Raw genomic sequence first — 21,873 nt, 5'->3', positions numbered from 1 at the left:
CCGTTGTGCGGGCTGCGGGTCCGTACTGGCTGGTCGCGCGGTTACCCGCGCCCCCAGATGGACCGGAGCCCTGCAGGTCGCCCTCGTCTTGATGTCGGATTCCCGCCAGCCCCGCGCCCTCCCCCTCCCCGATGCTTGAGTCATGCGGAACGGGATGTACACGGATACGGAGCGGTGTGTGCGGGCCGTGCGGTCGAAGGACGCGCGGTTCGACGGGTGGTTCTTCACGGCGGTGGTGACCACGCGGATCTACTGCCGGCCCAGTTGTCCGGTGGTGCCGCCGAAGCCGGAGAACATGACGTTCTATCCGAGTGCGGCCGCGTGCCAGCAGGCCGGGTTCCGAGCGTGCAAGCGCTGTCGACCGGACACGAGCCCCGGGTCGCCGGAGTGGGACCGGCGGGCGGACCTCGTGGCACGGGCGATGCGGCTGGTGGGGGACGGGGTGGTGGACCGGGAGGGCGTGCCGGGGCTGGCGCGGCGGCTCGGCTACAGCACCCGGCAGGTCGAGCGGCAACTGCTGGCCGAGCTGGGCGCGGGGCCGCTGGCGCTCGCCCGGGCGCAGCGGGCGCAGACCGCGCGGCTGCTGATCGAGACGACCGCGCTGCCGATGGCGGAGATCGCGTTCGCCGCCGGGTTCGCGTCGATCCGGACGTTCAACGACACCGTGCGGGAGGTCTTCGCGCTGTCGCCGAGCGAACTGCGCGAGCGGGCGACGCGGTCGGCCCGGCAGCGCTCCGACTCCCCTGGTGCATCAGGGGTGTTGAGCCTCCGACTGCCCTTCCGGACTCCGCTCAACCCCGACAACCTCTTCGGTCACCTCGCCGCGACCGCCGTACCCGGAGTGGAGGAGTGGCGCGACGGCGCGTACCGGCGCACGCTCCGCCTGCCGTACGGTCACGGCATCGTGGGCCTCACGCCGGAGCCCGACCACATCGCCTGCCGGCTCACCCTCAGCGATCTGCGCGACCTGCCCGTCGCCATCAGCCGCTGCCGCCGCATGCTCGACCTGGACGCCGACCCGGTCGCCGTCGACGAGCAACTGCGCACCGACCCCGTGCTCGCGCCGCTGGTGGACAAGGCGCCGGGGCGCCGGGTGCCGCGTACCGTCGACGAGGCCGAGTTCGCCGTACGGGCGGTGCTCGGCCAGCAGGTGTCCACGGCCGCGGCCCGTACGCATGCGGCCCGGCTGGTCCTTGCGCACGGCGAACCGGTCGACGATCCCGAGGGGGGTCTCACCCATCTCTTCCCGTCCCCCGAGGCGCTGGCGGCCGTCGACCCCGATACCCTCGCGATGCCCCGCACCCGTCGGACCACCTTCACCACCCTGGTGCGTCAACTTGCTGACGGAGGGCTGCATCTGGGCGTCGAAAGCGACTGGGCGGAGACCCGCGTCCGCCTCCTCGCCCTCCCCGGCTTCGGACCCTGGACCGTCGACGTCATCGCCATGCGCGCCCTCGGCGACCCCGACGCCTTCCTCCCCGACGACCTCGGAATCCGGCGCGTGGCAAAGGAGTTGGGCCTGCCGTCCACCCCGGCGGCGCTCACGGCCCGGGCGGCGGCGTGGCGGCCGTGGCGGGCGTACGCGGTCCAGTATCTGTGGGCGACCGACAGCCACCCCATCAACTTCCTTCCCGTATGAGCACGTTCCCGGGCGGCAGATACATCTCTCCAAGGATCTCCCATGAAGCAGTTGAAGCAGTTGAAGCAGCTGAAGCAGCTGAAGCAGCAGAAGCGGCACACCGTCATCGACAGCCCCTACGGCCCCCTCACCCTCGTCGCCGACGACGGTGTCCTGTGCGGGCTCTACATGACCGACCAGCGCCACCGCCCGCTGGAGGAGAGTTTCGGCGGACGCGACGACATGCTCTTCGGCGAGTCGCAGGAACAGCTGGAGGCCTATTTCGCGGGCGAGTTGAAGGAGTTCACCCTCGAACTCCGTCTGCACGGAACCCCGTTCCAGCGCCTGGTCTGGGAACAGCTCGCGCGGATCCCCTACGGCGAGACCCGCTCGTACGGCGATCTCGCGGGCCTCCTCGGCAACCCCAAGGCGTCCCGTGCGGTCGGCCTGGCGAACGGCAAGAACCCCGTCGGCATCATCGTCCCCTGCCACCGCGTGGTCGGCTCTGACGGCAGCCTCACCGGCTACGGCGGCGGAGTGGAGCGCAAGCAGCGCCTGCTGGACTTCGAACGGGGGACGGCTCTCTTCTGAGATGCACGTCCCCCGGCCTGTCAGGCGCTCGCGGCGCCGATCCCCCGCAGCACCTCCGGCAGCGCGGTCCCGATCGGCTCCCGTACGATTTCGTCCGCCAGTTCGTCGTACGGGGTCGGCTCGGCGTTGACGATGGTCAGGCGTGCCCCGTGGTCGGCGGCGACCCCGGCGGCGGGCTGGACCTGGAGGCTGGTGCCGACGGCGATGAAGACCTGGCAGGCCTTGGTGATCGCGACCGCCTCGCCGAGCACCACCGGATCGAGGCGCTCGCCGAACATCACGGTGGCGGACTTCAGCACGCCGCCGCACTTCAGGCAGGGCGGGTCGTCCTCGCCGGCCTCGACCCGGGCGAGGGCGTCCTCCATCGGCGCCCGGGCATGGCACTTGACGCACACCACGGACCGTGCGGTGCCGTGGAGTTCGAGGACCTTGCGGGCCGGCATCCCGGCGAGCTGGTGCAGCCCGTCCACGTTCTGCGTGATCACCCGCACCGGCACCCCGGACCGCTCCAGCTCGGCCACCGCCCGGTGCGCCACGTTCGGCTCCGCCTTCAGCGTCCGGTTCTGCCGCCGCATCTGCCACGACCGCCGACGGATCTCCGGATCGCCCATGTAGTACTCGTACGTCACCAGCTTCTCGGCCTCCGGATCCCGCCGCCACAGCCCGTTCGGGCCTCGGTAGTCGGGGATGCCGGAGTCGGTGGAGATGCCTGCGCCACTGAGGATGGCGACGAGGGGCTTGTTCATGGGGTGAGGGTAGGTCGGCTGTTCGGTCGGGGCGAGCGGATATCGGGGCGGGGTCCGGTGCGGCACCCCGGCCGCGGGGGTGTCAGGGGGCCGGCAGGCCGTATGTGCGGTCGTAGTGCTGGGCGACCAGGACGCCGCTGTGGTCGCAGGCGAGCTGCCAGTCGTTGACGCCGGTCTCCACGCCGTCGGTGAAGTTCCACAGGAGTCGGCCCTTGGCGGCGCCGATCGCGTAGATGCCGTTCCTGTTCTGGTAGGCGGGGACGTAGACGGCGTCGGGGCCCGCGGTGATGGGTTGGTCGATGTTGAGGCGCGGCGTGGGGCAGAACCAACGGCGGGCGCCGGTCCCGGCGTTGAAGGCGTACACGCCGGCGGGGTCGGTGCCGGTGACGTAGACCGTGTTGCCGTAGCCGCCGAGAGAGGCGAACATGCCGCGCTCGGGCTTCATCCGCCAGCGCAGTTTGCCGGTGGTGAGGTTCAGGGCCTCGAGTTCCTGGCCGATGGCGAACACCGTGCGGTTGAGCACGGCGAGGCCGGGCCGGAGGTCGTAGCCGACGGGGTGCCGCCACACGACGCCGGAACCTTCGGTGCTGCGGGCGGTGATATTGCGCAGGCCGTCGGCGTAGACGAAGAACCCGGAGATCATGACCGGCGCCAGCCGGACACCGACGTCCTCCGGGCTGATGGGGATGACCTCGGCGCGGCGGCCCGCGAGGTCGACGCCGAACACCGTGTCCGTGGACGTCGCAACGCCCTGCTCGTCGGACTCCCGCTGGAGCCGGACACCGATGACGGAGACGGCCCGGTCGTCGGTGGCGCCGAGCAGCGTGTTGAACCGGAAGTCCGGCCCGAAGTCGATGGTGAAACGTTCCGTCCCGTCGACCGGGTCGACGCCGATCACCGTCGCCCCCTCACCGAGCGCGATCGCGGCGTCGAAGGCCAGCACGGTCGGAGTGGGCGACTGGCTGATGCCCTCGTAGACCCATTTGGGCCGGGTGCCGTCCTTGAGGTCGAGGCAGACCATGTCACCCGGGCGGGTCTTCAGCAGGGCCGTGCCGTCGTTGAAGACGGCGGGAGCCTGGAGCAGCGGGCCGCCGCGGTACGTCCACAGCGGCTTCGGGGCCGGGCCCGCGGGTTCCGTGGACCGCACGGCCGGCTTCTCCGGCCGGCCGAGCACCAGGGCGGCACCGACGGCGGCGGTGGCGGAGCCGGCCGACACGGTGAGGACCGTACGCCGGGACGGACCGGGCCGCGGTACGGCGCGGCGATGCCCGCCGACGTGGCGGTACGGTTCCGGCTCCTCAGGAGCGGAGTAGGGCTCCGCACGGGAGTAGGGCTCCGCCCCCGGCGGCTCGCTGCCGGTCCTGCCGGCCGGCGGCACCTCGGCCCGCCTGCCCGGGTGCCCGGAGCCGTCGTACGGGCGGCCGGAATAGGAGGTCGACGGGGTTTCCGTGGCGCGGGATGCCTGGTCCTGCTCGAAGTCGTACGCGGCCCGGCTCTGCTGCGAGTCGTAGGCGGCCAGGTCCCGCTGTGGGGTGTGGGCGGCACGTTCCTGCTGGTAGTCGTACGCCGCCCGGTCCTTGTCCTGGGTGGAGGCCGCCCGGCCCTTGTCGCGGCCGTGCGGCGACCGGTCCGGGCCATACGTGTCCGGCTCCGGGCCGGTCCCGGCGGAGGGGAACGTGACCTCGGTGTACGGCGTGGTGTCCAGGGTCTTCACCGCCGCCGCGCGGAGGGCGATCGAGGAGGCCACCGACGGGGGCAGCCAGCCGTCGCCCGTCATCTGCTCCACGCCGGCGGGCGCGCAGGCCGCGGCCAGCTTGTCGGGGGTGATGCGCAGCCGGGGGTCCTTGGTGAGACAGAGGTTGATGATCTTGTCCAACGGCTCGGGCACGCCCGTCAGGTCGGGTGCGCTGTGCACGACCTGGTAGAGGAGCGTGGCCGCCGCGGTGCCGCTGAACGGCGCGTGCCCGGCCGCGGCGAACGTGAGCACCGAGCCCAGCGAGAAGACGTCCCCCTCGGGGCCCAGCGGCTCGCCCGTGGCCTGCTCGGGGCACATGTACTCGAAGGAGCCGAAGAGGGCGCCGGAGCGGGTGAGGTCGTAACCGTCGCTCGCCCGGACGATGCCGAAGTCGATGACGCGCGGGCCGTCGGCGGCGAGCAACACGTTGGACGGCTTGAGGTCGCGGTGCACCAGCCCGGCGGCCTGCACCGAGATCAGCGCCTCGGCGATACCGGCGCCCAGCACGAGCACCGACTCCACCGGGAGCGGGCCGTGCGCGGCGACCGCCTCGGCCAGGGTGGGACCGGCGATGTAGTCCGTGGCCAGCCACGGGATGGGGCCCTCCGGGTCGGCGTCCACCACGGGTGCGGTGTATCTGCCGCCGACGGCTCCGGCGGCCTCCACCTCCCGGCGGAAGCGGAGGCGGAAGTTCTTGTCCCCCATCAGCTCGGGACGGATCGCCTTGACCGCGAGGATCCGCCCTTGCGGGGAGCGCGCCAGATAGACCCGTCCCATCCCTCCTGCGCCGAGCCGCGCCACGAGACGGTAGGGACCTAGCTCCTCGGGATCGTCTGAGCCCAGTGGTTCCATGACCTCAGCTGCCTGTTCGGTGATGACGGGCGTGAAACGGCCCGCGGGTGGGGGGAGACCGACTGCTCCGGGCGGCTCCCGGTGACCGTTCCCCCAGGTGCTCCGGATCTCCCGGAGCCACGGCCCGCGCTCGGGCCGCGGTCACGGGTGTCCCGAGTGCTGCCCCGGTTCCCGAGCGAGGCCACGGGGCGCGATCGCTCGGACGGGGTTGACGTCAGCCTAGATGCTGGAGTGACGAACGGGCAGCGTTTTCAGCCAGCGCTTTAAACTTCTATTAAGTGAAGGGGTCAACCTTCTCACGTTCTGTACAAGGGGAGTTGACGCGATGTCAGGTGACTCCTGTAAGCGGTGGGCGGCAGTCAAGCGGCACCGCCGTGGCTGATCTTCGCTGGTCCGCCGCCGGCCCTTCGCCATATCAGTCCACCCGGTTGCCGTTCTCCAGCTCGACCGTACCCGTGCCGTCCGACAGTGCGGCGAGGGCGGCGAGCACCCGCAGGCCGAGCGTCCCCGGGAGATACCCGGTGAGTTCGGCGCGCGGGACGAGCCGCCAGGAGAGCAGCTCCTCCTCCTGCAACCGGATCCGCTTCAGATCCTCCTCGGCGAGCACCCCGCCGTCGTACACGTACGCCACCAGCGGCGGCCGCCCCACCCCGTGCACCCAGTCCACGGCGAGCAGCCGTCCCAGCTCGACGTCCAGCCCGATCTCCTCCAGGGTCTCGCGCCGCGCGCCCTGCCTCGGGGTCTCCCCGTCGTCCGACTCGATCGTCCCGCCCGGAAGCGCCCATCCCTCGCGGTAGTTGGGCTCGACGAGCAGCACCCGCCCATCAACGTCCCGGAAGACCGCGGCGGCGCCGGCGAGGACACGGGGCAGGCTCGCGATGTACGCGGCAAAGTCTGGAAAGGTCATCCAGGAAGGGTAGATGGCCCCCAAAGGGCGGAAAATCGGCGCCCGGGGAGCGGATCGACCGGCGCTCAGGAGCCGGAGGCCTCGGCCAGCCGCACCGTGCGCTCCGCGAGTTCGCTGATACGCACCCCGTCGAAGCCGAACACGGCGCTGCGCACGGTGTCCTCCAACGGGTCCTTCCACCGGCCCGGGATCGCCGCCGCCCCGCACAGCACACCCGCCACCGAACCGGCGGTGGCCCCGTTCGAGTCGGTGTCCAGGCCGCCGCGGACGGTCAGCGCGATCGTCCGGGTGAAGTCGCCCCCGCCGTACAGCAGTCCGGCGGTGAGCACCGCGGCGTTCGGCACGACATGGATCCAGCCCAGCCCGGCCGTCTCCTCGCCCACGGTTGTGAGCGTGTCCTCCCAGCTCAACCCGGTGTCGTGCAGGGAGGTGACCCGCCGCACGGTCCGGGCGAGGCGGCTGCTCGCCGGGATCACCGCCAACGCCTCGTCCACGGCCGCCCGCACCCCCGGCGCCGTGAAAGCCGCCGCGATCAGCGCCGCCGCCCACATGGCGCCGTACACCCCGTTGCCGGTGTGCGAGAGCACCGCGTCGCGCCGGGCCAGCGAGGCTGCGCGCCGGGGCAGCCCCGGGCAGGTCCAGCCATGGACGTCGGCGCGGATGAGGGCGCCGATCCACTCCTGGTACGGGTTGTCGTACGTGGCGGTCAGCGGTGGCTTCAGACCATTGGCGAGGTTGCGGTAGGCCGCCCGCTCCGCCGTGAACGTCTGCAGATACGGCAGCCGCAGCAGCCACAGATCGCCCACCTGCTCGGTGCTGAAGCCGAAACCGCGCGTCTCCAGGAGGTGGAGCCCGAGGATCGCGTAGTCGACGTCGTCGTCGCGGCAGCTGCCGTGGATCCGGCCGCGTACGCAACTCCGCCACTCCGGCCGCAGCGCGAGCCCGTCGCTCTCGGTGGCCGGCTCCGGGAGGTAGTCGGTGAGCGGCAGGGCCCCGGCCTGTCGCAGATAGCGGTCGATGCGCTCCCGCGTCCACAGGTCCCCCTGCTCGACCGGCTTCCCGAGCATGTTCCCCGCGATCCGGCCCAGCCAGCCCCCGAGAACGCGGTCGGCGAGTTCGGTGCCCACAGGGGGCGTGCGGGCCGTGGCGGTCGTGGGCGTCATGGTGGAAGGTCTACCCGATTCCGGGCACGGCCGCTCGGGGGTCGGCGCACGGGTGGGGGTGTGGCGGGCGGCGACGCCACGAACGACGGGTGGCGAGACCACCGGCGTACGGTGTCGGGGCTCCCCGGCCTGCCTGCGGTGTCAGGGGGCCGCTCTCGGGTCCGTCCGCGGTGCCGCGCGGTGTTCGGTGGGCGGGACGGGGCATGACGTACGGGGGCCGGGCCCGTTAGGGTCGCAGCGGCGCGACTGCCTTGACGTGCGCAAGGCTCGATGAGCGAGGGGAACGCAAGGTGGCGAACGCCGCAGCGGACGGGATCGACACGGACACGGCAATCCCGCGGGTGCTGATCGCCGCGGACAAGTTCAAGGGCACACTGACGGCCGTTCAGGTCGCCGAGCGGATCACGGCGGGCCTGCGCCGGGTCCTGCCCGACCTGGAGGTCGAGGCGCTGCCGGTCGCCGACGGCGGCGACGGCACGGTGGCCGCGGCGGTCGCGGCCGGTTTCGAACGACACGAAGTACGGGTCGGCGGGCCGCTCGGTGAGCCCGTCGTCGCCGCCTACGCGCTGCGCGGCGACACCGCCGTCGTCGAGATGGCCGAGGCGAGCGGGTTGCAGCGGCTCCCCGCCGGGGTCTTCGCGCCGCTCACGGCCTCCACGTACGGCTCCGGCGAGCTGCTGCGCGCCGCGCTCGACGCGGGCGCCCGCTCGATCGTGTTCGGCGTCGGCGGCAGCGCCACGACGGACGGCGGCGCGGGCATGCTCGCCGCGCTCGGCGCGCGCTTCCTGGACGCCGCCGGGGAACCGGTCGCCCCCGGGGGCGGAGGCCTGCGCGACCTGGTGACGGCGGACCTGTCGGGCCTCGACGAGCGGCTCGCGTCGGTCGACCTCGTCCTGGCCAGTGATGTCGACAACCCGCTGACGGGTCCGAAGGGCGCCCCCGCCGTGTACGGGCCGCAGAAGGGCGCGAGCCCCGAGGACGTGGCGGTGCTGGACGAGGCCCTGGCCCACTTCGCGGCCGTCCTGGAGGAGACGGCCGTGGAGCGTGCCGCCGAGCACGCTCTCGCTCCCGGAGCGGGTGCGGCCGGCGGTATCGGCTACGGCGCCCTGATCCTCGGTGCGCGGTTCAGGCCCGGCATCGAGGTCATGCTCGACGTCCTGGGTTTTGCGGGGGCGCTGGAGAAGGCCACGCTCGTCATCACCGGCGAGGGGTCCCTCGATGAGCAGACCCTTCATGGGAAGGCTCCCGCCGGGGTCGCCGCGGCCGCGCGTGCCGTCGGCAAGGAGGTGGTGGCGGTGTGTGGGCGGCTCGCGCTGCCGCCGGAGGCGCTGGGCCGGGCCGGCATCCGCCGTGCCTATCCGCTGACCGATGTCGAGCCCGACGTGAAGCGGTGCATCGCCGATCCGGGGCCGATTCTGGAGGCCGTGGCGGAACGGATCGGCCGGGACTTCCTGACCTGACGAGCCTTTCCTCGCCCCCGCCGCCCCTACCCGTCCCAGTCGGCGTCCCGGTCCCCAGGGGCTGTGCCCCGTACTTTTCGGCCCGCAGGGCCGGGTCTTTCAGTGGCGCGGGGAACTGCGTGACCAGCCCCCACCCACCCGCGGATACCCCTGAAACGCGAAGGGCCCCGTACCCAATCAGGTCCGGGGCCCCACAGCGGAGCGTTACGGCAGTTGCGCGGCACGCGCCTCGCGCCTGTTGTCGCGGAAGTTGTTCACCCGCCGCGCCGTGGCGAAGAGGGGGATCACCGCGCCCAGGACGAGCTGCAGGGCGCAGCCGGTCTGGAGGAGGAGCTGGCCGCCGGGGGCGTCGAAGGCCCAGGCCATCAGCAGCCCCATGGAGAGGACGATCCAGGAGAGCATCGCCACCGCGAGGGGACCCCGCGGCTTCGGGTACTCGACCCGGCTCACCATCAGCCATGCCGTGCCGATGATCGCCAGGAGGGTCGCCACGAAGGGCAGCTCCAGGAGCACGATCGACACGACGGTCAGCGCGCCGAACGGCGACGGCATGCCCTGGAAGGTGCCGTCCTTGACCGTCACGCAGGAGAATCTCGCGAGCCTCAGCACCACGGCCAGCAGCACGACGATCGCGCCCACCGCGGCCACCCGCTGGTGCGCGTCGTCCGCGACCATGCCGTAGACGAGGACGAAGTACGCCGGCGCCAGGCCGAAGCTGATCAGGTCGGAGAGGTTGTCCAGCTCCGCGCCCATCGGCGAGGAGCGGAGCTTGCGCGCCACCAGCCCGTCGAACAGGTCGAAGATCGCCGCGCACAGCATCAGGATCACGGCCGTGGCCGCGCTGTGGCGGGCCATGCCCGACTCCTGGCTGCCGGTGAGGTGCGGGATCAGAATGCCCGTGGTGGTGAAGTACACCGCCATGAAGCCGCACGTGGCGTTGCCCAGGGTGAGGGTGTCCGCTATCGACAGGCGGAGTGACAGCGGCATCTCCTCCGCGTCGTCCTCCACCTCGTCGGCGTCAGGCACCCAACCGGTCCCGGTCTGGCCGGGCTGGGTCTCCGGATCAGTCACGGTCAATGCGAGTCACCCCAGCCACGGTCTTCTGACCCACCTCGACGTCGATCTCCACGCCCTCGGGCAGGTAGATGTCGACGCGCGAGCCGAAGCGGATCAGCCCGATCCGGTCACCCTGCTCGACCTTGGTGCCCTCGGGGATGTACGGGACGATGCGGCGAGCCACGGCGCCGGCGATCTGGATCATCTCGATGTCACCGAGTTCGGTGTCGAAGTGCCAGACGACGCGCTCGTTGTTCTCGCTCTCCTTGTTGAACGCCGGTACGAACCCGCCCGGGATGTGCTCGACCGACGTCACGGTGCCGGAGAGCGGCGCGCGGTTGACGTGGACGTTGAGCGGGCTCATGAAGATCGCGACGCGGGTACGGCCGTCCTTCCACGGCATGATGCTCTGCACCACTCCGTCGGCGGGCGAGATGACCCGGCCCTGGGCGATCTCACGCTCGGGGTCGCGGAAGAACCACAGCATGCCCGCCGCCAGCGCGGTGGCGGGTACGGCCACGGCTCGGGCCGCGCCGGAGCGGCGCGAACGGGCGAGACTGAGTGCTGCGGTGGCGACGGTCGGGAGAAGCCACGGCGATGCTCCGCGCGCGAGCCGTACGCCAACGAGGCTGTCGCGTGGTGCAGAGGTTTGGCTGTGGGGCATGGATGACCTTCGTAGCGGACGATGCCGCGCGGTGACTGGGGACGGCGGCTTTCCGGGAATCGTACCGGTCGCGGCCCGCAACTGGGCAAGCCAGGAAGCCGAGTCGACGACCGAAGAGTGCTGACGGGGTGTGATCTTCTTCTCGAAGAAAACACCCCGAACCGGACACCCGACCCCTGGCTAGCCCTGGAATCGATACTCTTCGAGCAGCCGGCGACCGATGATCATTTTCTGGATTTCGGCGGTGCCTTCGCCGATCAGCAGCATCGGCGCCTCACGGTAGAGGCGCTCGATCTCGTACTCCTTGGAGAAGCCGTAACCGCCGTGGATCCGGAAAGCGTCCTCGACGACTTCTTTGCAGTATTCGGAGGCGAGGTACTTCGCCATCCCTGCTTCGAGGTCGTTTCGTTCGCCCGAGTCCTTTTTGCGTGCTGCGTTCACCATCATCGCATGGGCGGCCTCGACCTTGGTAGCCATCTCGGCCAGCTTGAACTGGATCGCCTGGTGCTGGGCGATCGGCTTACCGAAAGTGTGGCGCTGCTGGGCGTACTGGACACCCAGTTCGAATGCACGCTGAGCGACACCGCAGCCACGTGCGGCGACATTCACCCGGCCGACCTCGACGCCGTCCATCATTTGGTAAAACCCTCGGCCGGTGGCGCCGCCGAGTACACGATTGGCCGGAATGCGCAGTCCGTCCATGATGAGCTCGGTCGTGTCGACGCCCTTGTAGCCCATCTTGTCGATCTTCCCGGGAATGGTGAGGCCGGGGCGGACCTCTCCGAAACCGGCCTCCTTCTCGATCAGGAAAGTCGTCATGGACTTGTGGGGGGCGGTCCCCTCGGGGTGTCCTTCGTCACTGCGGACGAGTACGGCGACGAGTGTTGACGTTCCGCCGTTCGTCAGCCACATCTTCTGACCGTTCAGGACGTACTCGTCGCCGTCCTTGACCGCCTTCGATGTGATCGCCGACACATCGGAACCGAGCGCCGGCTCCGACATCGAGAAGGCGCCCCGGATGTCACCGGCCGCCATCCTCGGCAGGAAGTGGTCCTTCTGCTCCTGTGTGCCGTGCTGCTTGAGCATGTACGCCACGATGAAGTGCGTGTTGATGATCCCGGACACGGACATCCAGCCCCGGGCGATCTCCTCCACGCACAGCGCGTACGTGAGGAGGGACTCGCCCAGGCCGCCGTACTCCTCGGGGATCATCAGGCCGAACAGACCCAGTTCCTTCAGCCCGTCGACGATCGCCTGCGGGTACTCGTCGCGGTGCTCCAGCTCGGTCGCGACCGGGATGATCTCCTTGTCCACGAAGTCGCGGACGGTGGCGAGGATCTCCTGCTGGATGTCGGTCAGACCTGCGGTCTGGGCGAGTCGCGCCATGGCTACTTCTCCTGCTCTCGCTTTGAATTGTCCAGCAGCTCGGGGCGGCCCGGCTGCTCGCCGCCGCGCTCCTTGATGTACGTCTCGGTCGGCACCATGACCTTGCGGCGGAACACGCACACCAGCGTGCCGTCCTGCTTGTAGCCCTTGGTCTCGACGTGGACGATGCCGCGGTCGTTCTTCGACTTCGACGGCCACTTGTCGAGCACGGTCGTCTCGCCGTAGATCGTGTCGCCGTGGAAGGTCGGCGCCACGTGCTTCAGCGACTCGATCTCCAGGTTGGCGATCGCCTTGCCGGAGACGTCCGGCACGGACATGCCCAGCAGCAGCGAGTAGATGTAGTTCCCGACCACGACGTTCTTGCCGAAATCGGTCGTCTTCTCGGCGTAGTTGCTGTCCATGTGGAGCGGGTGGTGGTTCATGGTGAGAAGACAGAAGAGGTGGTCGTCGTACTCCGTGACCGTCTTCCCGGGCCAGTGCTTGTACACCGCCCCGACCTCGAACTCCTCGTAGGTGCGCCCGAACTGCATGGCCTTACGCCTCCGGAATCTCGAACTTGCTGGTGCGCTGCATGCCGGCGGCGCGGCCCTTGCCGGAGATGACCAGGGCCATCTTGCGGCTGGCCTCGTCGATCATCTCGTCGCCGAGCATCGCCGAGCCCTTCTTGCCGCCCGCCTCGGACGTGCAGTAGTCGTACGCGTCCAGGATCAGCTCGGCGTGGTCGAAGTCTTCCTGCGAGGGCGAGAAGATCTCGTTGGACGCGTCGACCTGGCCCGGGTGCAGCACCCACTTGCCGTCGAAGCCCAGCGCGGCGGCGCGCCGCGCGACCTCGCGGTAGCCGTCGACATTGCGGATCTGCAGGTAGGGGCCGTCGATCGCCTGGAGGTTGTTGGCTCGGGCGGCCATCAGGATCTTCATCAGGATGTAGTGGTAGGCGTCCGCCGGGTAGCCGGGCGGCTGCTCGCCCACGACCAGCGACTTCATGTTGATCGATGCCATGAAGTCGGCCGGGCCGAAGATGATCGTCTCGACGCGCGGGGAGGCCGTGGCGATCTCGTTGACGTTGTTGAGGCCCTGCGCGTTCTCGATCTGCGCCTCGATGCCGATCTTCCCGACCTCGAAGCCCATGGTCTTCTCGATCTGGGTCAGCAGGAGGTCGAGGGCGACGACCTGCTGGGCGGTCTGCACCTTCGGCAGCATGATGCAGTCGAGGTTCTGGCCCGCGCCCTCGACAACGGTCACGACGTCGCGGTACGTCCACTCCGTCGTCCAGTCGTTGACGCGCACGACCCGCGTCTTGCCGGCCCAGTCGCCCTCGTTGAGGAACTTGACGATGGTGTGCCGCGCCTCTGGCTTGGCGAGGGGGGCGCAGGCATCCTCCAGGTCGAGGAAGACCTGGTCCGCCGGGAGGCCCTGCGCCTTCTCCAGGAAGCGGGGGTTGCTTCCGGGGACCGCGAGACACGAGCGGCGCGGACGCAGACGGTTGACGGTCATGCGGGGACCTCCAGGGGGTCGAGCTTGTTCGCTTTCCGGATCTCGTCGACGATGCGGCCGATGATTCCGGTGATGTCGAAGTCCTTCGGGGTGAAGACCGCGGCCACGCCCGCAGCCCTGAGCTGTTCGGCGTCGCCATGGGGGATGATCCCACCGGCGATGACAGGTATGTCTGTGGCACCGGCCACACGAAGCCGCTCCAGCACGTCCGGGACCAGCTGGGCGTGCGAGCCGGAGAGGATGGAAAGACCGACCGCGTGCACGTCCTCGGCGAGGGCCGCGTCCACGATCTGCTCCGGGGTGAGCCGGATGCCCTGGTAGACCACCTCGAAGCCCGCGTCACGGGCCCGCACGGCGATCTGCTCGGCCCCGTTGGAGTGCCCGTCCAGGCCCGGCTTGCCGACCAGGAAGCGGAGCTTGCCGACGTTCAGGTCCTTCGCCGTCAGGTCCACCTTGCGGCGGACCTCCGACATGGCCGAGCCCTCCTCGGCGGAGACGGCCACCGGTGCCGACGACACTCCGGTCGGTGCCCGGAACTCCCCGAACACCTCGCGGAGGGCCCCGGACCACTCGCCGGTCGTGACCCCGGCGCGGGCGCACTCCAGGGTGGCCTCCATGAGGTTGTCGGTGCCCTTCGCGGCCTCCTTCAGCCGCTCCAGCGCCTTGCACGGGCGCGGGTGGTTGAAGGGCGGCTGGTAGCGGGTGTCGCGCCAGTTCTGGAGGGACTTGATCACCCGGGCCTCGACCGCCGGGTCGACCGTCTGGATCGCCGCGTCCAGGTCGGCGGTCAGCGGGTTCGGCTCCGTCGACTCGAAGATGTTGACGCCGACGATCTTCTCCTGGCCCGACTCGATCCGGGCCCGGCGCTCGGCGTGCGAGGAGACCAGCTGCGACTTGAGGTAGCCGGACTCGACGGCGGCCATCGCGCCACCCATCTCCTGGATCCGCTCGATCTCGGCGAACGACTCCTCGACCAGCTGGGTCACCTTCGCCTCGATGACGTGCGAGCCCTCGAAGATGTCCTCGTACTCCAGCAGATCGCTCTCGTGCGCCAGCACCTGCTGGATCCGCAGCGACCACTGCTGGTCCCACGGCCGGGGGAGGCCGAGGGCCTCGTTCCAGGCCGGCAGCTGGACGGCTCGTGCCCGCGCGTCCTTGGAGAGCGTCACGGCCAGCATCTCGAGCACGATCCGCTGGACGTTGTTCTCCGGCTGCGCCTCGGTCAGACCGAGGGAGTTGACCTGGACGCCGTACCGGAAACGCCGCTGCTTGGGGTTCTCGATGCCGTACCGCTCGCGGGTGATCCGGTCCCAGATGCGGCCGAACGCCCGCATCTTGCACATCTCCTCGACGAAGCGGACACCCGCGTTCACGAAGAAGGAGATACGGGCGACGACGTCGCCCATGCGCTCCTGCGGCACCTGGCCGGAGTCACGCACGGCGTCCAGCACCGCGATCGCCGTGGACATCGCGTACGCGATCTCCTGGACCGGAGTGGCGCCCGCCTCCTGCAGGTGGTAGCTGCAGATGTTGATCGGGTTCCACTTCGGCATGTGGGAGACCGTGTACGCGATCATGTCCGTCGTCAGCCGGAGGGAGGGCACCGGCGGGAACACATGGGTGCCCCGCGACAGGTACTCCTTGACGATGTCGTTCTGGGTCGTCCCCTGGAGCTGGGAGATGGCCTCCGCGTCGAGACCTTGCTCCTCCGCGACGACCTGGTAGAGCGCCAGCAGCCACATGGCGGTGGCGTTGATGGTCATCGAGGTGTTCATCTGCTCCAGGGGGATGTCCTGGAACAGCCTGCGCATGTCACCGAGATGGGCCACCGGGACCCCGACCCGGCCGACCTCGCCGCGGGCGAGGACGTGGTCGGAGTCGTAGCCGGTCTGGGTCGGCAGGTCGAACGCGACCGACAGGCCCGTCTGCCCCTTGGCGAGGTTGCGCCGGTACAACTCGTTGGACGCCTCGGCCGTGGAGTGACCGGCGTACGTGCGCATGAGCCACGGCCGGTCCTTCGCTTGCCTGCCTTCGGCGGGCTGACGCTCACTCATCTTTGGCCCTCAGATGTTCCGGAAGCGGTTGATGGCGTCGATGTGCTGGGCGCGCTTCTCGTGGTCGCGCACGCCGAGGCCCTCCTCGGGGGCCAGCGCGAGGACGCCGACCTTGCCCTGGTGGAGGTTGCGGTGCACGTCGTACGCGGCCTGCCCGGTCTCCTCCAGGGAGTAGACCTTCGACAGCGTCGGGTGGATCTTGCCCTTGGCGATGAGGCGGTTGGCCTCCCAGGCCTCGCGGTAGTTCGCGAAGTGCGAGCCGATGATCCGCTTCAGCGACATCCACAGGTAGCGGTTGTCGTACTCGTGGTTGTACCCCGACGTCGAGGCGCAGGTGACGATCGTGCCGCCCTTGCGGGTGACGTAGACCGAGGCGCCGAAGGTCTCGCGGCCCGGGTGCTCGAAGACGATGTCGACGTCCTCGCCGCCGGTGAGTTCGCGGATGCGCTTGCCGAAGCGCTTCCACTCCTTCGGGTCCTGGGTGTGCTCGTCCTTCCAGAACTTGTAGTCCTCGGCGGTGCGGTCGATGATCGCCTCGGCGCCCATGGCCCGGCAGATGCCGGCCTTCTGCTCGCTGGAGACGACACAGATCGGGTTGGCGCCACCGGCCAGGGCGAACTGGGTGGCGTACGAGCCGAGGCCGCCGCTGGCGCCCCAGATCAGCACGTTGTCGCCCTGCTTCATGCCGGCGCCGTTGCGGGAGACCAGCTGCCGGTACGCGGTGGAGTTCACCAGACCCGGGGCGGCGGCCTCCTCCCAGCTGAGGTGGTCCGGCTTCGGCATCAGCTGGTTGGACTTGACGAGCGCGATCTCGGCGAGACCGCCGAAGTTGGTCTCGAAGCCCCAGATCCGCTGCTCGGGGTCGAGCATCGTGTCGTTGTGACCGTCGGACGACTCCAGCTCCACGCTCAGGCAGTGCGCGACGACCTCGTCGCCGGGCCGCCAGGCGTTGACGCCGGGGCCGGTGCGCAGGACGACGCCCGCGAGGTCGGAGCCGATGATGTGGTACGGCAGGTCGTGGCGCCTGGTCAGCTCGGAGAGCTTTCCGTAGCGCTCCAGGAAGCCGAAGGTGGACAGCGGCTCGAAGATCGAGGTCCACACGGAGTTGTAGTTGACCGAGGAGGCCATGACGGCGACCAGGGCCTCGCCCGGGCCGAGCTCCGGGAGCGGAACATCGTCCAGGTGGATCGACTTGCGGGGGTCCTTGTCGCGGGTGGTGAGGCCCGCGAACATCTCCGTCTCGTCCTTGTGCACGGTGATCGCGCGGTACGACTCGGGGAGCGGCAGAGCGGCGAAGTCGGCGGACGTGACCGCGGCGGAGCCGCTCGATGTCACGGTCTGCGACTGGATCGCGTCCAGGATTTCCTTCACGGTGATGCCTCCGGCGACGAGCGTCCTGAGGGAAGACGCTGCTGAGGGTTGCGTCGGGTGCTGAGCTGGGAGAGTGATGCCGTCGGTTCGGCGGAGGTGGTGCTACGGCGGCGCTTTGTGGCGCGGAAGGGTGCCTGTGACGCAGGCGTCCGGGCGCGCAGACCGTGGTTTGCGGGGACAGCCGACGTACGAAGGTTCTCTGCACGCCGGCCGCCCGGACTCCTTCAACGTATGGCACGCCGTGTCACCCCGCAAGGCACCGAGTGCCAGAAAGTTCGCTCAGGTGAAATCTTTACGTAACACGTGAGCGATGATCGATCAGGCGAGTGGTAGAAAAGGGCCCCTGACATGCCAAAACGGCCACCCGGTGGGGTGGCCGTCCTCACAGTTACCGATGAGTAAATCGGGGTTTGAAGCGGGGCTTCAGCGGTCCCGGAGCGCCTCTTCGATGGCCCGCATGACCTCGTCGAGGGGGGCGTCCGTGCGGGCGACGGTCACCAGGACCTCGCCGTGGGCGGAGGCCGTCGTGGCGGCCGGCTCGGGTGCCAGGGTGCGGCCCGCGCCGATGCCCGTGCCGAACGTCCTGCGGACGATGGCGAAGGCGTGGTCGAGCTGCGTCTCGACATCGCCCTGCCCGCCGGATCTGAGCCACCGGCGCAGTACGTGGTTGTGCGCGGTGACGACCGCCGACGCGGCCACCTCGGCGAGCAGCGGGTCGTCGTTGCCGGCGTCGTGGTGGGCGTGCTCGTCGAAGTGGCCCAGCAGATAGCGGGTGAAGAGGCGCTCGTAGCGGGCCACGGAGGCGATCTCCGCCTCCCGGAGGGTGGGGACCTCACGGGTCAGCTTGTAGCGGGCGACCGAGATCTCCGGCCGGGCCGCGTACATCTTCATGACTTCCTTGATACCGCGGCACACCGTGTCGAGCGGGTGCTCGTGCTGGGGCGCCGCGTTGAGCACCGCCTCCGCGCGGATCAGAGTGTCGTCGTGGTCCGGGAAGATCGCCTCTTCCTTGGAGCGGAAGTGGCGGAAGAAAGTGCGGCGGGCGACCCCGGCCGCCGCCGCGATCTCGTCGACGGTGGTCGCCTCGTACCCCTTGGTCGAGAACAGCTCCATGGCCGCGGCCGCCAGTTCCCGGCGCATCTTGAGGCGTTGGGCGGCGGCACGACTCCCCGCGGCGCTCTCCGGAGCGTCGGGCGCAGCTGGTGTACGTGAGGACTTGGCGGGCTGGGACATGCCCCGAACGTACTGCATCCGTGCAGGAGAGTGCGCACGTCCGGCCATCCCCCCGCCCCCCTGGGACAGGGGGATGGCCAGGTTGGCGGGCGGGGGAGCGGCGGAGCCGGCGGGTGGCGGACGGCTGCCCGGATCGAGCAGCCCGCCCCAGTCCGTGCCCGAGGCCGCGTAGCCGTTCCGGTCCGTACCCGCTCCGCCCCCGTCGCCCGGACGCTCAGCGCTTGGCATATTCGCGGAAGCCACGGCCCGTCTTGCGGCCGAGGCAGCCCGCGGCCACCAGGTGCTCCAGCAGCGGCGCCGGGGCCAGCCCCGGGTCGCGGAACTCGCGGTGCAGGACCTTCTCGATGGCCAGCGAGACGTCCAGCCCGACCACGTCCAGCAGTTCGAACGGACCCATCGGGTAGCCGCCGCCCAGCTTCATGGCCGCGTCGATGTCGTCCAGCGTCGCGTAGTGCTCCTCGACCATCTTGATCGCGTTGTTCAGGTAGGGGAACAGCAACGCGTTCACGATGAAACCGGCGCGGTCGCCGCAGTCCACCGGGTGCTTGCGGACCTTCGCGCACAGTTCCCGCACGGTGGCGTGCACGTCGTCGGCGGTCAGGACCGTGCGAACCACCTCGACCAGCTTCATCGCCGGCGCCGGATTGAAGAAGTGCATGCCGATCACGTCCTGCGGGCGCGAGGTGGCGCGGGCGCAGGCGACGACGGGCAGTGAGGAGGTGGTGGTGGCGAGGATCGCGCCCGGTTTGCAGACCTTGTCGAAGGTCGCGAACAGCTGCCGCTTGACCTCCAGGTCCTCGGCCACGGCCTCCAGCGCCAGGTCGACGTCCGCGAAGGCGTCGTAGGAACCCGCCGGGGTGATCCGGTCCAGGGTCTCGGCGGCGGCCTCCCCCGTCATCCGCCCCTTGTCGACGGAGCGCGCGAGCGACTTGCCGATGCGGGCCTTCGCGGCCTGCGCCTTCTCCTCGCTGCGGGCGGCCAGCACGACCTCGTACCCGGCCTTCGCGAACACCTCGGCGATCCCGGAGGCCATGGTCCCGGAGCCCGCGACACCCACCGAGCGGACGGTGCGGCCGGGGGCCGTGGCGGCCCCCTCCGGCGGCGTCAGCGAGTCCCGCACGACGGTGGCGGAGCCGGGGGCCTCGTACGAGTAGAAGCCGCGCCCCGACTTGCGTCCGGTCAGGCCCGCCTCGCTGAGCTGCTTGAGGATCGGCGCCGGGGCGTGCAGCCGGTCGTGCGAGGCCGCGTACATGGCCTCCAGGACCGTCCGCGCGGTGTCGACGCCGATCAGGTCCAGCAGTGCCAGCGGGCCCATCGGCAGGCCGCAGCCGAGCCGCATCGCCGCGTCGATGTCCTCGCGGGAGGCGTACTTGGCCTCGTACATCGCGGCGGCCTGGTTGAGGTAGCCGAACAGCAGCCCGTCGGCGACGAAACCGGGCCGGTCGCCGACCGCGACGGGCTCCTTGCCCAGGTCGAGGGCGAGATCCGTGACCGAGGCGACGGCCTGGGGCGCGGTCAGCACCGAGGAGACGACCTCGACCAGCTTCATCGCGGGCGCCGGGTTGAAGAAGTGCAGCCCGAGCACCCGCTCCGGACGCGCCGACTCGGCGGCCAGCCGCGTCACCGACAGGGCGTTGGTGCCGGTGGCGAGGACGGCCTCCGGGCGCACGATCGCGTCCAGCTCACGGAAGACCTGCTGCTTGATCTCGTACGACTCCGGAACCACCTCGATCACCAGGTCGGCGTCGGCCGCCGCCTGGAGGTCGGTGAAGGTGCGGAAGCGGGCGAGGACGTCGCCGCGCTCGTGCTCGGTGATGCGCCCACGGGTCACGCCACGCTCGGTCGCGGCCTCCAGTGCGGCGACGGCGCGGGCGGCGGCGGCCTCGCTGATGTCGATGCCGACGACCTCGCGGCCGGCGCGGGCCAGCACTTCGGCGATACCGGTGCCCATGGTGCCGAGGCCGACCACGGCGATCGTCTTGAACGGGGACTGCGGGGACAGCGACGAGTCGGAAAGGGGAGTGGCCATCGCGGGACTCCAGATGAGTGTGACGACTGAGGGAAACGCCGCGGGTACGCGAAGAGCGCGCAAGCAGCGCGTGGAGTGCGGGTGTTGGTGGTGCCGGGCTGATGAACGCACACGCCCGGTGCCGTCGCCGCGGGCGTGCACACGCCCAGGGGGAACGGCTGAACCGACCGGCCCTGTCCCGAGGCCGAGCCGTACTGGTACTCCAGGTACCGAACCGACTGTGCTCACAACGGCTGCGTCACCAAACCGTCGCGAGCGAACACGAGTGGGTATCTCGCTCGTCTGAGCTTAACCGGTGGGTAACGAGCGCGCCAGCCCCCGTGTTTGTGACGTACGTCCCCCAAGTGCGCCACGCGCCCGTACGCTCGATGACATGGACGAGGAGTTGCGATCACTCACGGAGCGTGTGCGGAGCGAGTCGGGGGGTACGGCGGGATACGAGCGGCTCGTCACGACCGAGTCCACGGACGAGCTGGCGGCCGTGCTGACCGAGCTCGGAAAGCCGTTGTGGGCGCGGGAGGTGGCCGCGTTCCGGTTGGGCGTCGGGGGGGACCGCCGGGCCTTCGAGTCACTTGTCCTGTTGCTCAATCACCGGGATCCCGTGCGATGTGCTTCCGCGGCATACGCCCTCTCCCGGCTCGGAGACCCCCGCACCGCCCGCGCGGCGGCCGCTCTCGCGACCAACGAACTCCGCGTCGCCTACGCCTTGCATCCGGTACGCCTACTCGTCGAGCTCCGCGCCCCTGAATCCGTCCCGGCGCTGATCACCACGCTCCAGCGCCGCCTCAGACCGCACGATCCGTATCGCCGGGTGGCGCTCGCGTGCGTGGACGGACTGGGGACTCTGGGCGACGCCCGGGCCAGGACCGTACTGAACGAGGCCCTGGCGCATCCGACGCTCGCGGAGGCGGCGGTGCGTGCGTTGGCGCGCATCCCCCAGCAACGTCAGTCGCCGAGTTCCCGCACGTAACGAACCTCGGGCACCTCGACCCCGTTCACCTCGAAGGGCTCCTCGGCGCCGTCCGCGGTGAAGCCGTGGTGTTCGTAGAAGCGGCGGGCCCGGGTGTTCGCCTTCAGGACCCACAGGAGCATGCGGCCGTGTCCGGCGGCCTCGCAGCGCTCGGTGGATGTCCTCAGCAGGGCGGTGCCCACTCCGGCGCCGAAGTGTCCCGGCCGTAGGTAGATCGCGTACAACTCGGCGTCCTCGGTGCGGACTTCGCCGTCGCGGTAGGGGCCGTACGCCGCCCAGCCGACGATCTCCCCGGCCCGCTCGGCGATCAGGTTGACCACGGGGTTGTCGGCCTTCGAGAGCATCACGCGGCGCTTCTCGGCGTCCTCCTCCACGTCCATCGCGTCGAGGTACGACTGCGGTACGAGCCCCGCGTACGCGGTCTGCCAGCCGCCTACCCGGATCTCGGCGACGGGGCGGCAGTCGGCGAAGGCCATCTCGCGTATGCGGAGGTCGTGGAGGGTGTCGTTCATGGCGGCACACTAATGGGGACGGAGGGGTCGGG

Annotated in this window: 18 protein-coding genes; 4 read left to right on the top strand and 14 right to left on the bottom strand. The window is 70.2% G+C overall.

From position 1 onward, the window contains the following. Positions 1-154 precede the first annotated feature (154 nt). Together ACFU53_RS20375 and ACFU53_RS20370 are read left to right on the top strand one after the other, a co-directional pair. Positions 155-1,639, top strand: a complete 1,485-nt coding sequence (locus ACFU53_RS20375; RefSeq protein WP_383994060.1) for an AlkA N-terminal domain-containing protein — start codon at positions 155-157, stop codon at positions 1,637-1,639. A gap of 42 nt (positions 1,640-1,681) precedes the next feature. Next, positions 1,682-2,209, top strand: coding sequence for a methylated-DNA--[protein]-cysteine S-methyltransferase (locus tag ACFU53_RS20370; RefSeq protein WP_383994013.1), 528 nt, complete (start codon positions 1,682-1,684; stop codon positions 2,207-2,209). A 20-nt stretch (positions 2,210-2,229) separates the two neighbouring features. Here the strand turns inward: ACFU53_RS20370 and ACFU53_RS20365 are convergent, their stop codons facing one another. The 4 genes from ACFU53_RS20365 to ACFU53_RS20350 all read right to left on the bottom strand — a co-directional run bounded on the left by ACFU53_RS20365 (position 2,230) and on the right by ACFU53_RS20350 (position 7,612). Beyond that, on the bottom strand, positions 2,230-2,955 hold the full coding sequence (locus ACFU53_RS20365) for an NAD-dependent deacetylase (RefSeq protein WP_383994010.1): 726 nt from the start codon (positions 2,953-2,955) through the stop codon (positions 2,230-2,232). Positions 2,956-3,037: 82 nt separating this feature from the next. Further along, positions 3,038-5,542 (bottom strand): PQQ-binding-like beta-propeller repeat protein, encoded by a 2,505-nt coding sequence (locus ACFU53_RS20360; protein WP_383994007.1) that lies wholly within the window; start codon positions 5,540-5,542, stop codon positions 3,038-3,040. A 415-nt stretch (positions 5,543-5,957) separates the two neighbouring features. Continuing rightward, on the bottom strand, positions 5,958-6,449 hold the full coding sequence (locus ACFU53_RS20355; protein ID WP_383994004.1) for an NUDIX domain-containing protein: 492 nt from the start codon (positions 6,447-6,449) through the stop codon (positions 5,958-5,960). Positions 6,450-6,514: 65 nt separating this feature from the next. Further along, complete coding sequence (locus ACFU53_RS20350; protein WP_383994000.1) at positions 6,515-7,612, bottom strand: ADP-ribosylglycohydrolase family protein; 1,098 nt, start codon at positions 7,610-7,612, stop codon at positions 6,515-6,517. Positions 7,613-7,953: 341 nt separating this feature from the next. Here ACFU53_RS20350 and ACFU53_RS20345 point away from each other — a divergent pair, with 341 nt between their 5' ends. Continuing rightward, the gene (locus ACFU53_RS20345) at positions 7,954-9,072 is read left to right on the top strand and encodes a glycerate kinase (protein WP_383994057.1); all 1,119 of its coding nucleotides are present in this window, start codon (positions 7,954-7,956) and stop codon (positions 9,070-9,072) included. A gap of 204 nt (positions 9,073-9,276) precedes the next feature. Here ACFU53_RS20345 and pssA read toward each other — a convergent pair whose 3' ends face one another. From pssA to ACFU53_RS20300, 9 genes are all read right to left on the bottom strand, one after another. Next, positions 9,277-10,098, bottom strand: a complete 822-nt coding sequence (pssA, locus tag ACFU53_RS20340; protein ID WP_383994054.1) for a CDP-diacylglycerol--serine O-phosphatidyltransferase — start codon at positions 10,096-10,098, stop codon at positions 9,277-9,279. 37 nt (positions 10,099-10,135) lie between these two features. After that, positions 10,136-10,792: a phosphatidylserine decarboxylase gene (locus ACFU53_RS20335; protein ID WP_086749063.1), complete on the bottom strand. Its 657-nt coding sequence runs from the start codon at positions 10,790-10,792 to the stop codon at positions 10,136-10,138. Between the two features lie 180 nt (positions 10,793-10,972). Beyond that, on the bottom strand, positions 10,973-12,178 hold the full coding sequence (locus tag ACFU53_RS20330) for an acyl-CoA dehydrogenase family protein (protein WP_383993996.1): 1,206 nt from the start codon (positions 12,176-12,178) through the stop codon (positions 10,973-10,975). A 2-nt stretch (positions 12,179-12,180) separates the two neighbouring features. After that, positions 12,181-12,708 (bottom strand): MaoC family dehydratase, encoded by a 528-nt coding sequence (locus tag ACFU53_RS20325; protein ID WP_383993993.1) that lies wholly within the window; start codon positions 12,706-12,708, stop codon positions 12,181-12,183. Between the two features lie 4 nt (positions 12,709-12,712). Further along, a complete protein-coding gene (locus ACFU53_RS20320; protein ID WP_383993990.1) occupies positions 12,713-13,672 on the bottom strand; it encodes an HpcH/HpaI aldolase/citrate lyase family protein in 960 nt (319 codons plus the stop codon). Then, positions 13,669-15,726, bottom strand: coding sequence for a protein meaA (locus ACFU53_RS20315; protein WP_383993987.1), 2,058 nt, complete (start codon positions 15,724-15,726; stop codon positions 13,669-13,671). The genes ACFU53_RS20320 and ACFU53_RS20315 overlap by 4 nt, the downstream gene beginning before the upstream one ends. Positions 15,727-15,735: 9 nt before the next feature. After that, positions 15,736-17,103 carry a crotonyl-CoA carboxylase/reductase gene (gene ccrA / locus ACFU53_RS20310; RefSeq protein WP_383994051.1) on the bottom strand — a complete coding sequence of 456 codons (1,368 nt, stop codon included), beginning with the start codon at positions 17,101-17,103 and terminating at the stop codon, positions 15,736-15,738. Between the two features lie 417 nt (positions 17,104-17,520). Continuing rightward, positions 17,521-18,348 (bottom strand): TetR family transcriptional regulator, encoded by an 828-nt coding sequence (locus tag ACFU53_RS20305; protein WP_383993984.1) that lies wholly within the window; start codon positions 18,346-18,348, stop codon positions 17,521-17,523. 196 nt (positions 18,349-18,544) lie between these two features. Next, the gene (locus ACFU53_RS20300; protein WP_383993981.1) at positions 18,545-20,359 is read right to left on the bottom strand and encodes a 3-hydroxyacyl-CoA dehydrogenase family protein; all 1,815 of its coding nucleotides are present in this window, start codon (positions 20,357-20,359) and stop codon (positions 18,545-18,547) included. A 373-nt stretch (positions 20,360-20,732) separates the two neighbouring features. Here ACFU53_RS20300 and ACFU53_RS20295 point away from each other — a divergent pair, with 373 nt between their 5' ends. After that, positions 20,733-21,329 (top strand): adenylosuccinate lyase, encoded by a 597-nt coding sequence (locus ACFU53_RS20295; RefSeq protein ID WP_383993978.1) that lies wholly within the window; start codon positions 20,733-20,735, stop codon positions 21,327-21,329. Here ACFU53_RS20295 and ACFU53_RS20290 read toward each other — a convergent pair. Continuing rightward, on the bottom strand, positions 21,305-21,841 hold the full coding sequence (locus ACFU53_RS20290) for a GNAT family N-acetyltransferase (RefSeq protein WP_383993975.1): 537 nt from the start codon (positions 21,839-21,841) through the stop codon (positions 21,305-21,307). The genes ACFU53_RS20295 and ACFU53_RS20290 overlap by 25 nt on opposite strands. Positions 21,842-21,873 lie beyond the last annotated feature (32 nt).

The sequence above is a fragment of the Streptomyces sp. NPDC057474 genome, from assembly GCF_042802555.1.
GTDB lineage: Bacteria > Actinomycetota > Actinomycetes > Streptomycetales > Streptomycetaceae > Streptomyces.
This window is presented reverse-complemented; position numbering and strand designations above follow the sequence as displayed.

What these genes read in the sequence shown, in the direction of transcription:
- ACFU53_RS20350 (WP_383994000.1), bottom strand. Translation starts at nt 7,612, where the DNA reads ATGACGCCCACGACCGCCACGGCCCGCACGCCCCCTGTGGGCACCGAA.
- ACFU53_RS20315 (WP_383993987.1), bottom strand. Translation starts at nt 15,726, where the DNA reads ATGAGTGAGCGTCAGCCCGCCGAAGGCAGGCAAGCGAAGGACCGGCCG.
- ACFU53_RS20355 (WP_383994004.1), bottom strand. Translation starts at nt 6,449, where the DNA reads ATGACCTTTCCAGACTTTGCCGCGTACATCGCGAGCCTGCCCCGTGTC.
- ACFU53_RS20370 (WP_383994013.1), top strand. Translation starts at nt 1,682, where the DNA reads ATGAAGCAGTTGAAGCAGTTGAAGCAGCTGAAGCAGCTGAAGCAGCAG.
- ACFU53_RS20330 (WP_383993996.1), bottom strand. Translation starts at nt 12,178, where the DNA reads ATGGCGCGACTCGCCCAGACCGCAGGTCTGACCGACATCCAGCAGGAG.
- ACFU53_RS20320 (WP_383993990.1), bottom strand. Translation starts at nt 13,672, where the DNA reads ATGACCGTCAACCGTCTGCGTCCGCGCCGCTCGTGTCTCGCGGTCCCC.
- ACFU53_RS20305 (WP_383993984.1), bottom strand. Translation starts at nt 18,348, where the DNA reads ATGCAGTACGTTCGGGGCATGTCCCAGCCCGCCAAGTCCTCACGTACA.
- ACFU53_RS20300 (WP_383993981.1), bottom strand. Translation starts at nt 20,359, where the DNA reads ATGGCCACTCCCCTTTCCGACTCGTCGCTGTCCCCGCAGTCCCCGTTC.
- ACFU53_RS20360 (WP_383994007.1), bottom strand. Translation starts at nt 5,542, where the DNA reads ATGGAACCACTGGGCTCAGACGATCCCGAGGAGCTAGGTCCCTACCGT.
- ACFU53_RS20295 (WP_383993978.1), top strand. Translation starts at nt 20,733, where the DNA reads ATGGACGAGGAGTTGCGATCACTCACGGAGCGTGTGCGGAGCGAGTCG.
- ACFU53_RS20375 (WP_383994060.1), top strand. Translation starts at nt 155, where the DNA reads ATGTACACGGATACGGAGCGGTGTGTGCGGGCCGTGCGGTCGAAGGAC.
- ACFU53_RS20290 (WP_383993975.1), bottom strand. Translation starts at nt 21,841, where the DNA reads ATGAACGACACCCTCCACGACCTCCGCATACGCGAGATGGCCTTCGCC.
- ACFU53_RS20365 (WP_383994010.1), bottom strand. Translation starts at nt 2,955, where the DNA reads ATGAACAAGCCCCTCGTCGCCATCCTCAGTGGCGCAGGCATCTCCACC.
- ACFU53_RS20325 (WP_383993993.1), bottom strand. Translation starts at nt 12,708, where the DNA reads ATGCAGTTCGGGCGCACCTACGAGGAGTTCGAGGTCGGGGCGGTGTAC.
- ACFU53_RS20335 (WP_086749063.1), bottom strand. Translation starts at nt 10,792, where the DNA reads ATGCCCCACAGCCAAACCTCTGCACCACGCGACAGCCTCGTTGGCGTA.